Below are 14,663 nucleotides of genomic sequence, written 5' to 3'. Positions count from 1 at the left end.
TTCTGGGATCTTTAAACCACATCAATGGAGTAGATCATCACAGCGATATTCCATCACAAATCACACTCAGAACTGAATTGGTCGCAAAAGAACCTGGTCAAACCTTCCTTGCATTGTTGCCTCTATTAGCCCTAAGCGCACAGATATGACGATGGTGGACGAAACCAGACCACCAACCTTGGGGATAGAGATTTACAACCCGGTGGCTGAAATCTCATTGTTTTTTACAAGCGGATGAAGAGATTCGAACTCTCGACCCTCTCCTTGGCAAGGAGATGCTCTACCACTGAGCTACATCCGCAAATCGTCACTTGGGAAACGTCCCTTGCGACCACAACAGCATGCACTACAGAGGGTCCCACGGTCAATCCACCACAACACTGGAAGCTCTTGTGAGGAGCTGGTTCAAGGGATGAAAACAACCCAACCGACTCAATGCGACCCCGCCATCTTCTGGCGCAGTTGTTTGACCCGGTCGCGCAGGTTGGCCGCTTCTTCGAAATCGAGCTTCTTGGCCGCCTCCTTCATCTTGGCCTCCAGCTGATCGATCAACTCCGGCAGCGCCTCCAGCGCCAGCCCGGCATCAGGATCGTTCTCCAAAGCCTTGGCGGCCTTGCCCACCACCTCCACCAGATCAGCATCGGGCCCGTCCTGCTTGAGCTTGCGGCTCAGCTCCAGGAAGCTAAGGATCGAATTGCTGGCCTTCTTGCCCGCCGCTGTCGGCACCACGCCGTTCTTCTCGTTGTAGGTCTGCTGGATCGCCCGGCGCCGCTCGGTTTCGGAGATGGCCTTGGCCATCGAGTCGGTCATGTTGTCGGCATAGAGCAGCGCCACCCCCTCCACATGACGTGCGGCCCGGCCGATGGTCTGGATCAAGGAGCGCTCGGCCCGCAGGAAGCCTTCTTTATCCGCATCGAGGATCGCCACCAGGCTCACCTCCGGCAGGTCCAGACCTTCCCGCAGCAGGTTCACCCCCACCAGCACGTCGTATTCCCCAAGGCGCAAATCCTGGATAATCTCGATCCGCTCGATCGAGTGGATCTCCGAGTGCAGGTAGCGCACCCGCACCTCGTTCTCCGCCAGGTAATCGGTGAGGTCTTCCGCCATGCGCTTGGTGAGGGTGGTGACCAGCACCCGCTGGTTCTTGGCCGCCCGATCGCGGATCTCTCCGAGCAGATCATCCACCTGACCCGTAGTGGGCCGCACCTCCACCACCGGATCGAGCACGCCGGTGGGGCGAATCACCTGTTCGGCCACTTCACCGCCACTCACCTCCATCTCCCAGTCCCCCGGGGTGGCTGAAACAAAAACGGTTTGGCGTGCCTTCTCCCAGAACTCGGCCCCCTTCAAGGGCCGGTTGTCCGCCGCACTGGGCAGGCGGAAGCCGTGCTCGATAAGCACTTTCTTGCGGGCCTGGTCGCCGTTGTACATCGCCTGCAGCTGTGAGCAGGTGACGTGGCTCTCGTCCACGATCAGCAGCCAGTCATCCGGGAAGTAATCGATCAGGCACTCCGGCGGGGTGCCCTCCTCGCGGCCGGCCAGATGGCGGGCATAGTTCTCCACCCCGTTGCAGTAGCCCACCTGACCCAGCATCTCCAGGTCGTACTTGGTGCGCTGCTCCAGCCGCTGAGCCTCCAGCAACTTGCCTTCGCCATTGAGCACATCCAGCCGCTCCCGCAGCTCTGAGCGGATGGCGCTGATGGCCGAATCCAGCCGGTCTTTGGGGGTCACAAAGTGCTTGGCCGGATAGATGTTCACCGCGTCCATGCTCTGGAGGATCTCGCCGGTGGTGGGGTCGACGTAGCGGATCGCCTCCACCTCGTCGCCGAACAGCTCAACCCGCACCAACCGGTCTTCGTAGGCCGGGCCGATCTCCAGCACATCCCCCTTCATCCGGAAACGGCCGCGGGCGATTTCGGTGTCGTTGCGGCTGTATTGGTTGTTCACCAGCTCCCGCAGCTGGCTGCGGATGTTGAGGGTCTCGCCCACCTCGAACTTCACCGCCGCCTTGAGGTATTCACTGGGAATGCCCAGGCCGTAGATGCAGCTGATCGAGGCCACCACGATCACGTCGCGCCGTTCAAACAAGGAACGGGTCGCCGAGTGGCGCAGCATGTCGATCTCCTCGTTGATCGACGCCGTCTTGGCGATGTAGGTGTCGCTGACCGGTACGTAGGCCTCCGGTTGGTAGTAGTCGTAATAGGAGATGAAGTACTCAACGGCGTTCTCCGGGAAGAACTCCCGCAGCTCATTGCAGAGCTGGGCCGCCAGGGTTTTGTTGTGGGCCAGCACCAGAGCCGGCCGGCCGGTCTGGGCGATCACGTTGGCCATCGTGAACGTCTTGCCCGTGCCCGTGGCCCCCAGCAGCGTCTGATAGCGCTCACCGCTGTTGACGCCCTTCACCAGCTGCTTGATCGCCGTCGGCTGGTCGCCCTTCGGCGAATACGGAGCCGTGAGGTCGTAGGCGGGCATGGGTGCGGGGCCAGACGGCGGCCGTCAATTATCGCCGGGGAGCAAGATGAAGTGCTGCGGCTCCCCCACCCGTGACCCCGATCCGGCTGGTTCACCATGCCCCCGGTGCCCCCGGCCTGCGTTGGCTGGGCCTCGGGCCGGATCTGCGCCCCAGCCGGGCGCTGCTCAAACTGCAACGGCTGTTCGATCGCCACGCCTTCTGGGCCCGTGGCCGAAGCTTTGCTCAGCTGCGGCGCCTACTGGCCGGTAGCGATGCCGTGGTGAGCCTCTGGCGCGGCAAGCGGCTGGTGGGCTTCGGCCGGGCCACCTCCGATGGCTTCAGCCGGGCCGTGCTCTGGGACATCGTGGTGGCCGGTGATCTGCAAGGCCACGGCCTCGGCCGCCGGGTGATCGAAGAACTGCTGCACACCCCACCGGTGGTGGGCGTGGAACGGGTGTATCTGATGACCACCAAGAGCGCCGGCTTCTACCGGCAACTCGGCTTCCAGGATGCGAATCCCCAGCAACTGATGGTGCTGCGCCGCTGAGGCATCTCAATCCGGTCAGGCCCGGTACGATCCGGATCCGTCAGATCAGCCGATGCCCCGGTCCGCGTCCCAGTCCCCTGACGACGCCCTGCAGGGCAATCTGTTCGGGGCGCCGGAGCCGGCTACACCGACTGCACCCAGCAGCGAACCGGAGACGGCCATCCACGATCTCAGCGACGACGAACTCGGCGCCGATGCCGCCGCCCGGCCCCGCCAGCGACAGGCCACGACAAGCGAGACCAGCCGCGAAGCCCCGGCTGCAAACGATTCAGATCCCAGCAGCGACGAACCGGCCTGGGCCCACCACAGCCAGCTGGACCCGCTGCAGCTCACACCGATGCTGCGCCACTACGTGGAGCTCAAAGCGGCCCATCCAGAACGGGTGCTGCTCTACCGCCTGGGCGACTTCTTCGAGTGCTTCTTCGAAGACGCCATCGAACTCTCCCGGGTGCTGGAGCTCACCCTCACCGGCAAGGAAGGCGGCAAAGCGATCGGGCGGGTGCCGATGGCGGGCATCCCCCACCACGCCGCTGAGCGCTACTGCGCCGAACTGATCAAGCAGGGCTACAGCGTGGCCCTTTGCGATCAACTCGAAACCACCCCCACCAAGGGTGCCCTGCTCAAGCGGGACATCACCCGGGTGCTGACCCCAGGCACCGTGTTGGAGGAGGGCATGCTCAGCGCCCGCCGCAACAACTGGCTGGCGGCGGTGGTGGTGGAGCCGGCCCAGGGCAAGCAACCGCTGCGCTGGGGCCTGGCCAGCGCCGATGTGAGCACCGGCGAGGTGCAGGTGATGCAACGGGACGACAGCAGCGCCCTGCACCAGCAGCTGGCCCAGCAGGAGGCCTCTGAACTGCTCTGGGCCGCCGCCCTCGATGCTGAGCGGCCGGCCTGGTGCCCAGAACGGTTGCGGCTCACGCCGATGGCCAGCACCCCCTTCAGCCCAGTGGAAGCGGAGCGCACCCTGCAGCAGCACTACGGCATCAGCAGCCTCGATGGCCTCGGCCTGCCGGAGCACCCCCTGGCCCTGCAGGCCCTCGGTGGCCTGCTGCGCTACCTGCAGGACACCCAGCCCCTGGAGGAGGACAGCCGCATCCCCCTGGAGGTGCCGGCGATCGTGCACCGCGGCGATGCCCTGGTGCTGGATGCCCAGACCCGCCGCAACCTGGAGCTCACCGCCACCCAGCGCGACAACCAGTTGCAGGGGTCGTTGCTCTGGGCGATCGATCGCACGCTCACCGCCATGGGCGGCCGTTGCCTGCGCCGCTGGCTGGAAGCACCGTTGATGGACCGCCAGGCCATTCAGCAGCGCCAGGATCTGGTGAGCCGCCTGGTGGGTGACCGCAGCCTGCGGCTGGCGATCCGCCAGCTGCTGCGGCCGATGGGCGACCTGGAGCGGCTGGCCGGCCGGGCCGGAGCGGGCCATGCCGGTGCCCGCGATCTGGTGGCCATCGCCGATGGCCTGGAACGGTTGCCGCAGCTCACCGCTCGGCTGGACTCTGCGATCAGTACAGGGCCGGAGTGGCTGCAGCAGCTGCTCAGCCCCGATCCAGCCCTGGCGGAGCTGGCCCGGACGATTCGCCACGAGCTGGTGGAGGCGCCACCGCTCTCCCTCTCCGAGGGCGAGCTGATCCATGACGGCGTCGACCCGCTGCTGGATGGTCTGCGCAACCAGCTGGACGATCAGGACGCTTGGCTCAGCCACCAGGAGCAGCAGGAGCGCCAACGCAGTGGCATCAGCACCCTGAAGCTGCAGCACCACCGCACCTTCGGCTATTTCCTGGCGGTGAGCAAAGCCAAGGCCACCGCCGTGCCGGACCACTGGATCCGGCGCCAGACCCTGGCCAATGAGGAACGCTTCATCACCCCGGATCTCAAGGAGCGGGAGGGCCGCATCTTCCAACTGCGGGCCCGGGCCTGCCAGCGGGAATATGAGCTGTTCTGCCAGCTCCGGGAACAGGTGGGGGCCATGGCCGCCCCGATCCGCCAAGCGGCCCGCGCCGTTGCTGCCCTCGATGCCCTCACCGGCCTGGCCGATGTGGCCGCCAGCGGCGGCTACTGCGCCCCGACCATCACCGACAGTCGGGGGCTGCAGCTGGAGGCCAGCCGCCATCCGGTGGTGGAGCAGCGGCTGGTGGAAACTGCCTTCACCCCCAATGATGTGCAGCTGGGTGAGGGCACCGATCTGGTGGTGCTCACGGGCCCCAACGCCAGTGGCAAGAGCTGCTACCTACGCCAGATCGGCCTGATCCAACTGATGGCGCAGATTGGCAGCTGGGTGCCGGCCCGATCCGCCACGGTCGGCATCGCCGATCGGATCTTCACCCGGGTGGGTGCCGTGGATGATCTGGCCGCCGGCCAGTCCACCTTCATGGTGGAGATGGCCGAAACCGCCAACATCCTTCACCACGCCAGCGATCGTTCCCTGGTGCTGCTCGATGAGATCGGGCGGGGCACCGCCACCTTCGATGGCCTCTCGATCGCCTGGGCCGTGAGCGAGCACCTGGCCGGCGACCTGGGCAGCCGCACGGTGTTCGCCACCCACTATCACGAGCTCAACAATCTGGCCTCCGAGCGCGACAACGTGGCCAACTTCCAGGTGCTGGTGGAGGAAACCGGTGAGGATCTGGTGTTCCTCCATCAGGTGCAGGCCGGCGGCGCCAGCCGCAGCTACGGCATCGAAGCGGCACGCCTGGCCGGCGTTCCCAAGCCCGTGGTGCAACGGGCCCGTCAGGTGCTGGATCAGTTGGCGGCCTGAAGCATCAAGCCGATGGCAAGGCCCGCATCAGGCTGCCCATCTCGAGGGCTTCCAGGCCGTAGCTCCAGCCGAGATTGCTCTTGATGCCCGCCCGCTCCAGCGCCTGCTGCATTGTGTCGGTGGTCAACACGCCGAAGATCACCGGCACGGAGGTGTCGCGCGCCACCGCTGCAACGCCTTTGCTGGCCTCCGCCACCACCACATCGAAATGGGGCGTGTCGCCGCGGATCACCGCCCCCAGGGTGATCAGCACCTGGTACTGACCTGAGCGGGCCATCTGCTGGGCCACGATCGGCAGTTCGAACGACCCCGGCACCCAGGCCACGTCCAGCTGGGAGCTGGTCTCCGACACATCCACGCCATGGCGCTTGAGGCAGTCGAGACAGCCGCTCAGCAGCTTGGCGGTGACCAGATCATTGAAACGGGCCACGACGATGCCGACGCGCAGCCCGGCTGCGTCAGAGAAACGTCCTTCAAACGTGGCCATTGGGAAGGTGCCGACTGAATCTCAGCCATCGTGGCACCCGCCAGGTTCTGCCTGAGGCTGAGCTCAGACGACAAAGAAGCTCACACCCCAGTTCAGCAGCACCAGCGCCACCCACACAGCACTGCCCAGCAGGATCAGACGGTTGGAGCGGCCGCTGTCCTCGCTGGAGGCGTACAGCACCGGCACCGCAACGATCAAAGCGAAGGACGCCACCACCAGGGCCAGAACGGTCAGCGTGTTGATGAACTGCATGGAGCTGGAAGTCAGGAGTCGATTTTCACACGAGAGCTGTTGCTCCCGCGAGCGAGCGGAGCACTCTTCACACCATGAAGGGGAAGAGGCCTCCGCTCAGCGCAGATTCAGGGTCAGACGCGGGTCGTAACAGCGCTGCCGAGGGCATCACGCAGACCACGCACCACCGCCACCATCGCCAGCTCGTCCTGCAGGCGATTCACGGCAGAACCGACGCCCACACCGGCCGCACCGGCAGCGATGGCCATCGGCAGCGTCACCGCCGAAAGACCCGAGGCACAGAGAACGGGCACATCGACGGCGCGGCTGATGCTGTGGGCCGCCGCCAGGGTGGGGGCAGCCTTCTCAATCAGGCCGAGGTGGCCAGGACTGAAGGGCTTGGCACTGGTGCCGCCCTCGGTTTGGATCAGGTCGGCACCGGCAGCCACCAGATCGATGGCCAGCTGCTCCTGCTCATCCATCGGCAACACGTGGGGCACGGTGACGCTCAACACCACGCTGGGCAGCAGTTGGCGGGTGCGGCGGGTGAGCTCCAGCACCTCAGCCGCATCAAAGATCCGACCCTGGGGATAGAAGGCGTCGTAGTTGCCGATCTCCACCATCAGCGCACCGGCTTCCACCGCCGCGGGGAACTGCTCAGGCTCCACCGACGACACGCACACGGGCACGCCACCGGAGGCTTCGATCGCCAGACGCACCAGGGCGGGGTCGCAGGCCACGTCGATCAGATCAGCACCGCCACACCCGGCGGCACGGGCGACCCGTTCCACACTGGCGGCATCGAAATTCATCAGGCCAGCGATCACCTTGAGCGCAGAGCGCTGCTCAAGGCTGCGCTGCAGAGAAACGGGCAGCTGCTGAAGACGGGTCATGGGGGACTGGACAGCGATGCCCTGATTCTCACACCGTGGGGGAAACGCACCTCTCCTTTTTGCGCTGGACGTCCTGGCATGACCTCCTGCACCGGCGCCTGCTGATGCAGCCGCAGCTGCTGCCCCAGGGCAGCGCTCTGCTGCTGGCGGTGTCCGGCGGACAGGACTCCATGGCCCTGCTGGCGTTGCTGCAGGATCTGGCGCCCATGCACGGCTGGAGCCTGAGCCTGTGGCACGGCGATCACGGCTGGCACGACCGCTCCAGCCGAATCGCCGCGGAACTGAGCAGCTGGTGCCAGCAGCGGCAGCTCCCCCTGCAGGTGGATCAGGCCGCGGTAGGCCAGGTGCCCAGCGAAGCCACGGCCCGCCAGTGGCGCTACGCCCAGCTCGAACAGCGGGCCCGCGAGGCCGGCGCCGATGTGGTGACCGGCCACACCGCCAGCGACCGGGCCGAAACGATGCTGCTGCAGCTGGCCCGCGGCAGCGACATGGCCTGCCTGGCGGCCCTGCCCAGCGTCCGCCGCCTCAGCCCTGAAGGGCCCCTCCTGCGCCGGCCACTGCTGCACCTGCAGCGCCGTGACACCCTCCAGATCTGCCAAGACCTCGCCCTGCCGATCTGGGAGGACCCCAGCAACCAATCCCCGGAGTTCGCGCGCAACCGGATCCGCCAGGAGGTGCTGCCGGTGCTGGAGGCGTTGCATCCCGGCAGCACGCAGCGGATGAGCAATCTGGCCGAACGGGTGTCCCAGGTGCGGGACAGTCAGACGGAACTCAGCCGGATGGCGCTGGAGCTTCTGAAAACCGCTACCGGCCTGGACCGCCGCGGCCTGGGGGCGTTGAGCCCAGCCACACGCCGGCTGCTGCTGGCGCAGTGGCTGCAACAGCATGGGGTGACAGCCCTGCCGTCCAGCCAACTGGACGAACTCAGCCGGCGACTTGAAAGCGGCGCCCCCGGCGGTGCGGCCGATCTTGCCGGGGGCTGGCACCTCAGCTGGAAAGGGGCGGAGCTGGTGCTGCAGCAGCGCGCAGCAGAGCATTAACCGCCGCGGCCACCAGACCCGCTCCACCCCTGCTGCTCTCCAAACGGATCTGGGCCAGGCCACTGGCCGCCAGATGCTTCTTGCTTTCCGCCACCCCCACAAAACCCACCGGCATGCCGATCACCAGGCTGGGGGCTGGAGCACCAGCGGCCACCTGCTGCAACAACACCTCAAGGGCGGTTGGCGCACTGCCGATCAGCACCACCGGAGCCGGTGACACCAGCGCGAGCGCGCGCCAAGCCTGCTCCATACCCGCCGCAGTGCGCGTTGAACCCGCCGGCGCTGCCTCAGGCGCCCACTCCAGCACCGTGTGCACGGCACTGCCAAGGGTGCGTTGGGCCATCGGGGCCACCGCAGCCGCCGCCATCGCGGTGTCCGTCAGGATCGGCGCACCCTGCTTCAGCGCTGCCAAGCCCTGCTCACAGGCTCCCTCGCTGAACCGCAGCAGTGTTCCCAACGAGAGATCGCCGCTGCTGTGCACCAGCCGTTCCAGCACCTGCTGTTGCAGCGGTGGCAGACCCGTCTCCCCCAGAGCCGCCCGGATCCGCCGGATGCTTTCGGTGAAGATCGGGTGGTCTTGGGCCATCCACGCCATCATCAACCCATGCCGATCCATCTGCTCTGGGGTGATGACGCCGCTGCGCGGGACCGGGCCATCGATGCCCTGATCGGCAAGTTTGTCGACCCCAGCTGGAGCAGCCTCAACCTCAGCCGCCTGGATGGGTCCGATGCGGGTCAGGCCCTACAGGCCCTCGAGGAGGCCCGTACCCCTCCCTTCGCCACGGGCGAACGGCTGGTGCTGCTGCAGCGCAGTCCGTTCTGCAATGGCTGCCCCAGTGAGCTGGCTGACCGGTTTGAGGCCGCTGTTGAGCTCATCCCCGACACCAGCCACCTGGTGCTGGTGAACCCGGCCAAACCGGATGGTCGCCTGCGCACCACCAAAGCCCTGCAGAAACGCATCAAAAGCGGGCTCGATCACGAACAGAGCTTTCCGCTGCCGGCCGCCTGGGATGGCAACGGCCAGCGTCAGCTGGTGCAACGCACGGCCGAGGCCCTGGGCCTGAAGGTGGAGCCGGATGCCATCGATGCCCTGGTGGAGGCCATCGGCACCGACAGCGCCCGACTGGAATCGGAACTGCGCAAGCTTTCCCTGCGGGACACCAGCATTTCCGCCGCACGGGTGCAGGAGCTGGTGGGAGGACGCTCCACCAACGCCCTGGCCGTGGGCGATGCCCTGCTGGAGGGCAACCCCGGCGAAGCGATCGCCCGCTGGGATGCCCTGATCGAAGCCGGGGAACCAGCCCTGCGCATCGTGGCCACCCTCACCGGTCAGATCCGCGGCTGGCTCTGGGTGAGCCTGCTGGAACAGCAGGGGGAACGGGATGTGGCGGTGATCGCCAAAGCCGCTGGGATCGGCAACCCCAAACGCATCTACGTGATGCGCAAGCAGCTGCAGGGCCGCCCGCCCAAGCGCTTTCTCTCACTCCTGGGCCGTCTACTGGAGGTGGAGGCCCGGCTGAAACGCGGCGCTCAGCCGGGCGACGCCTTCCGCGACGGCCTGCTGGGCTGATCGTTGCCCGCCAGGTGAGAAAATCCAGCGTTGCTGAAGCCCGGTCCATGGCCCTCCTGGTGCAGAAATTCGGGGGCACCTCCGTCGGCAGCGTGGAACGCATCAAGGCGGTGGCTGATCGGATCGGACGTTGCCGGGAGGAGGGGCACGACGTGGTTGTTGTGGTCTCCGCCATGGGCCACACCACCGATGAATTGACCGGTCTGGCCAACGCCATCACCTCTGCCCCCACCCAGCGGGAGATGGACATGCTGCTGGCCAGTGGCGAACAGGTGTCGATCGCCTTGCTGGCGATGGCCTTGAACGCCCAGGGGGTCAGTGCGACCTCGATGACCGGTCCACAGGTGGGCATCGCCACGGAATCGACTCATGGCCGGGCCCGGATCCTCGGGATTCGCACCGACCGAATCCGCAACCGCCTCGCGGCTGGCCAGGTGGTGGTGGTTGCCGGTTTCCAGGGCACCAGCACCAGCAGCGATGGCCTCAACGAAATCACCACCCTCGGGCGCGGGGGCTCCGACACCTCCGCTGTCGCCCTGGCGGCGGCCCTGGGTGCCGATGCCTGCGAGATCTACACCGACGTTCCGGGTGTTCTGAGCACCGATCCGCGCAAGGTGTCCGATGCCCAGCTGATGGAGACGATCAGCTGCGACGAAATGCTGGAACTCGCCAGCCTTGGGGCCTCCGTGCTGCATCCCAGGGCCGTTGAGATCGCCCGTAACTACGGCGTGAACCTTGTGGTGCGCTCCAGTTGGAGCGATGCCCCCGGCACCCGGATCACCAGCCGTTCAGCCCGTCCGATCAGCAGCAGTGGCCTCGAGCTCGGCAGTCCTGTGGATGGGATGGAGGAAGTGGACGGACAGGCCGTGGTCGCGCTTTCCGACATTCCCGATCAGCCTGGGATTGCCGCACGCCTGTTTGAAACCCTCTCCGAGGCGGGAATCAATGTGGACCTGATCATTCAGGCCACCCATGAGGGCAGCAGCAACGACATCACCTTCACGGTGGCCGAAGCGGATCTCGAGCTGGCCCGCGCTGTAAGCCAGAAGGTGCTGGATCAACTGGGCGGTGATCTGGCATCCGAAGCAGGGCTGACGAAGCTGAGCATCAGCGGGGCCGGAATCATGGGGCGCCCTGGCATTGCCGCCGGCCTGTTCAACTGCCTGTGTCAGCAAGGCATCAACCTCCGCCTGATCGCCACCAGTGAGGTGAAGGTGAGCTGCGTGATTGATTCCGGCGCCGGCAGCAAGGCGGTTCAAGCCGTGCAGGAGGCCTTCGACCTGGAGGACTCGCAAATCCGCATCAATCCCACCGACAACGGCAACGGGGCGCCGGAAGTGCGCGGCGTCGCCCTCGACCGCGACCAGGTGCAACTCAGTGTTCGCCACGTGCCCGATCGACCCGGCACCGCAGCGGCGCTGTGTTCAGCCCTGGCGGACAACAGCATCAGCCTCGATGCAATCGTTCAATCGGAGCGTCAGCACGACGACGGATCGCGCGACATCACCTTCATCCTGCGCAAGGACGACCGCGCCCGCGCCGATGTGGCCCTGGCCCCCCTCCTGGCCCAGTGGCCCGGTGCCGCTCTGGAGGATGGTGAGGCCATTGCCCGGGTGAGTGCTGTGGGCGCGGGGATGCCGGCAACGCCCGGCACAGCGGGGCGGATGTTCCGTGCGCTGGCGGACGCCGGCATCAACATCGGTCTGATCGCCACCAGCGAAATCAGAACCAGCTGTGTGGTGGCCGAAGATGCTGGCGTTCAGGCACTCCAGGTGGTGCACGCCGGATTCGGACTGGGAGGTGAGGAGCGTCACACCGCCCAAGGCACCGCTTCACCGCACGACCCCGACTAACGGTCTACAACGGGGGGACTGCCCCCAACGCGTGAACGCCGTTTTCGAGCAGCACTACCAAGCCGCGGAACGGGCCTATGGCCTCGGGGAGTACGCCGAGGCCATAGGCCCTCACCTCAGCGTTGTGGGATCAACTCCAAAGCCCATCGAACGAGCACGACCCAGGCCTGATCTTGGGCTGGCGGGCGGTGGTGTCGTTGCTCCTGGGTCACATCCAACTGCATGGGCTCCAGCAACCGGAGCAAGCCGCCATCGCCTACGAACGGGTGCTGCAGGGTGACGTGGACGCCACCATCGCCGCCCTGGCGGAACAGGGGCTGGAGCGCTGCCGAGCAGAAGACACCGCCAGCGGAGCAGGTTCGACGCCAGCAACCAACGGCGCCATCCCAGACCTGCTCAGGGATCCCTTCCTGAGCACGGAAGCCGATCAAGCCCGGCCTGCAACGGCTGATCTGGTCACCGCAATGCCGTGGTTGTCCAGTGATGAGGAACACCGGGCCGTGCCGACTCCGGATCCCTCCCCCACTCCGGTCCCAAGACCAGAGCCAACGGTCACGCCGGAAGCCAGTTCAAACGTCGAGGTGGAGATGGAGATGGCGAACCAGGAACCAGCACGCAGCGAAGAAGAGCTACCCGTCGCCGTCGACCCCACACCCCAGGAGCCTGCTGCCAAAGATCTCTTAGAGAACTCATGGCTCCGCGTTCAACTCCAGCCCGACATCAAAAACCCCACCGACTCCGGAGAGCCGATGGGGCTGATTAACAGGATCAAAGGGGTCTTCGTCCGATCAGCTGGCCGCTGAACGACGACGACGGGTACGGCCTGCAGGCATCTCCGGCTCCGGGGAAGCAGGGGCTGCCTTTTCAGCCACCGGTTGAGGAGCCACTTTCTCCACCACTGCGGTTGCCGACGCAGCACGCACAGGGGCTGGGGTTGCCGAGCCAGACCGGCCGTTGCCCTGGTTGTTCCGCACTGGAGCGGGAGTGCCACCGCCACCGCCGTTGCGACGGCCATAGGGAGAGCCACCGCCACGGCCACCGCGACCGCGGGGAGCCGGACGGTCATCGGGCTCAGCATCGGCACGGCCCTTGTAGACCGGTGTGCCGCCAGGGGCCGGCTGCACCAGACAGAGGATCAGCGGCTCCACCTGCAGTTCACGACGCATCCGGCGGCCAAGGCCCACCTCCACTTCACGCTGCACACCCATCCAGTCCACCTCCGGTGCCTTACCACCGGTGTTACGGCAGAGCTGCTTCCAGCGGTTTTCAAGCACCCACTTGATTTCGCGCTCCACCCACAACGACATCTTGCGGGCATCAGCTGTGGTGACCACACCCCGCAGATTCACCCGCGGCGGAGCCACCATGGCGCCATCGGTGCTGATGGCAGAGAGGATTGTCACCACGCCGTCTTCCGCCAGCTGCTGGCGTTCCTTCAGCACCCGGGCATCAACGATGCCGTTGCGGGATTGATCCAGTAGCTCGATGCCCGCCTTCACGGCATTGCCTTTGCGGATCGAATCCGGGGTGAGCTCCACCACATCACCGTTGTCGATGATCAGAGTGTTGTCGACCGGAACCCCCATCGCATGGCCGGTGCGGGAGTGCTGCACCAGCATCCGGTGCTCACCGTGCACCGGCACGAAGAACTTGGGCCGGGTGAGGGCCAGCATCAGTTTCTGGTCTTCCTGGAAGCCATGGCCGGAAACATGGATGCCTTCGCCCTTCCCGTAAACGACCTTGGCGCCCAGCATCATCAGCTTGTCGATGGTGTTGACCACGGAAATCGTGTTTCCTGGGATCGGGCTGGCCGAGAAGATGATCGTGTCGGTGGTCTTCACCTTCACCTGGGGATGCTCACCGCGGGAAATGCGGCTCAGGGCAGCCAGCGGCTCACCTTGGCTACCGGTCATCAGCAGCAGGGTTTCGCGATCGGGCACATCGTTGATCTGCTTGATCGGCACAAAAAGTTCATCCGGCGCGCGCATGTAGCCCAGTTCCCGCGCCTTGGCGATCACGTTGAGCATCGAGCGGCCCAGCAGCCCCACCTTGCGGCCGTTCTTCAGGGCCAGCTCCAGAATCATCGACACGCGATGAATCGAGCTGGCGAAGGTGGTGACAATCACTCGCCCTTCGGCATTGGCGATGTGGCGATCCAGGTTGGGGAAGACTGAGCGCTCCGGCGGGCAGAAGCCAGGAACCTCGGAGTTGGTGGAATCGCTGAACAGACAGAGGACGCCCTTGTCACCGTGGTGAGCCAGGCGGGCCATGTCGAAGTTTTCGCCGTCGACCGGGGTGTGGTCGAACTTGAAGTCACCGGTGAAGATCACGGTCCCCACTGGTGTGGAGATGGCCAGCGAGAAGCTGTCGGCCATCGAGTGGGTGTTGCGGATGAACTCCACTGAGAAGTGCTGACCCACCTTCACCACATCGCGCGGACCGACGGTCTGCAGGGTGGTGCGGTCGCGGACACCGGCCTCATCCATCTTGCCGGTGAGCATCGAGAGGGCCAGCCGCGGCCCGTAGATCACCGGAATGTTGAAGTGCTTGAGGTGGTGGGCAATGCCACCGATGTGGTCTTCATGACCATGGGTGACGATCATGCCGCGGATCCGCTTCTGGTTCTCGCGCAGGAAGCTGGTGTCGGGCAGCACCACATTCACCCCGTGCATGCCGTCACTGGGGAAGGCCAGACCGGCATCCACCAGCATCAGGTCATCGCCGTACTCGAACACACAGGTGTTCTTGCCGATCTCGTGCAGACCACCCAGGGGAATCACCCGAAGACAGGGCTCCTGACCCTTGCTGGATCGCGCGTTGTTGGCCATGGAA

General features: G+C 65.7%; 12 protein-coding genes and 1 tRNA gene. 6 read left to right on the top strand and 7 right to left on the bottom strand.

Translation table 11 applies throughout. The features are described from left to right. Positions 1–229: 229 nt before the first annotated feature. Positions 230–301: transfer RNA gene (locus tag SynM161_RS00395), tRNA-Gly, on the bottom strand. A gap of 131 nt (positions 302–432) precedes the next feature. Beyond that, on the bottom strand, positions 433–2,472 hold the full coding sequence (uvrB, locus tag SynM161_RS00390) for an excinuclease ABC subunit UvrB (protein ID WP_186541640.1): 2,040 nt from the start codon (positions 2,470–2,472) through the stop codon (positions 433–435). Positions 2,473–2,543: 71 nt separating this feature from the next. Here uvrB and SynM161_RS00385 point away from each other — a divergent pair, with 71 nt between their 5' ends. Both SynM161_RS00385 and mutS read left to right on the top strand, forming a co-directional pair. Then, positions 2,544–2,999 (top strand): GNAT family N-acetyltransferase, encoded by a 456-nt coding sequence (locus SynM161_RS00385; RefSeq protein WP_115009672.1) that lies wholly within the window; start codon positions 2,544–2,546, stop codon positions 2,997–2,999. 52 nt (positions 3,000–3,051) lie between these two features. Continuing rightward, positions 3,052–5,757: a DNA mismatch repair protein MutS gene (mutS, locus tag SynM161_RS00380; protein WP_186541639.1), complete on the top strand. Its 2,706-nt coding sequence runs from the start codon at positions 3,052–3,054 to the stop codon at positions 5,755–5,757. Between the two features lie 4 nt (positions 5,758–5,761). On the opposite strand, the gene ribH is transcribed toward mutS, so the two are convergent. The 3 genes from ribH to SynM161_RS00365 form a co-directional block, all read right to left on the bottom strand. Then, a complete protein-coding gene (ribH, locus tag SynM161_RS00375; protein WP_115009674.1) occupies positions 5,762–6,244 on the bottom strand; it encodes a 6,7-dimethyl-8-ribityllumazine synthase in 483 nt (160 codons plus the stop codon). A gap of 63 nt (positions 6,245–6,307) precedes the next feature. After that, positions 6,308–6,496: a photosystem II reaction center protein PsbZ gene (psbZ, locus tag SynM161_RS00370; RefSeq protein WP_006850156.1), complete on the bottom strand. Its 189-nt coding sequence runs from the start codon at positions 6,494–6,496 to the stop codon at positions 6,308–6,310. Between the two features lie 113 nt (positions 6,497–6,609). Next, positions 6,610–7,368 carry a DUF561 domain-containing protein gene (locus SynM161_RS00365; RefSeq protein ID WP_186541638.1) on the bottom strand — a complete coding sequence of 253 codons (759 nt, stop codon included), beginning with the start codon at positions 7,366–7,368 and terminating at the stop codon, positions 6,610–6,612. A gap of 35 nt (positions 7,369–7,403) precedes the next feature. On the opposite strand from SynM161_RS00365, the gene tilS reads away from it, so the two are divergent. After that, on the top strand, positions 7,404–8,408 hold the full coding sequence (gene tilS / locus SynM161_RS00360) for a tRNA lysidine(34) synthetase TilS (RefSeq protein WP_255441819.1): 1,005 nt from the start codon (positions 7,404–7,406) through the stop codon (positions 8,406–8,408). On the opposite strand, the gene SynM161_RS00355 is transcribed toward tilS, so the two are convergent. Beyond that, complete coding sequence (locus tag SynM161_RS00355; RefSeq protein WP_186542309.1) at positions 8,356–9,003, bottom strand: precorrin-8X methylmutase; 648 nt, start codon at positions 9,001–9,003, stop codon at positions 8,356–8,358. The genes tilS and SynM161_RS00355 overlap by 53 nt on opposite strands. Positions 9,004–9,012: 9 nt before the next feature. Between SynM161_RS00355 and holA the strand changes: the two genes are divergently transcribed. From holA to SynM161_RS00340, 3 genes are all read left to right on the top strand, one after another. Then, positions 9,013–9,978: a DNA polymerase III subunit delta gene (holA, locus tag SynM161_RS00350; RefSeq protein WP_186541637.1), complete on the top strand. Its 966-nt coding sequence runs from the start codon at positions 9,013–9,015 to the stop codon at positions 9,976–9,978. Between the two features lie 47 nt (positions 9,979–10,025). After that, positions 10,026–11,831, top strand: coding sequence for an aspartate kinase (locus SynM161_RS00345; protein ID WP_186541636.1), 1,806 nt, complete (start codon positions 10,026–10,028; stop codon positions 11,829–11,831). 191 nt (positions 11,832–12,022) lie between these two features. Next, on the top strand, positions 12,023–12,634 hold the full coding sequence (locus SynM161_RS00340; protein ID WP_186541635.1) for a hypothetical protein: 612 nt from the start codon (positions 12,023–12,025) through the stop codon (positions 12,632–12,634). On the opposite strand, the gene SynM161_RS00335 is transcribed toward SynM161_RS00340, so the two are convergent. Beyond that, entirely contained in the window at positions 12,620–14,659 is a 2,040-nt protein-coding gene (locus SynM161_RS00335; RefSeq protein ID WP_186541634.1) for a ribonuclease J, read from the bottom strand. The two genes, SynM161_RS00340 and SynM161_RS00335, sit on opposite strands and share 15 nt — an antisense overlap. Positions 14,660–14,663: the final 4 nt, after the last annotated feature.

Origin of the sequence: Synechococcus sp. M16.1, from assembly GCF_014279895.1 — a bacterium.
Lineage (GTDB): Bacteria > Cyanobacteriota > Cyanobacteriia > PCC-6307 > Cyanobiaceae > Parasynechococcus.
The sequence above is the reverse complement of the archived record's forward strand: the minus strand, read 5'-3'. Positions and strand labels throughout refer to the sequence as shown.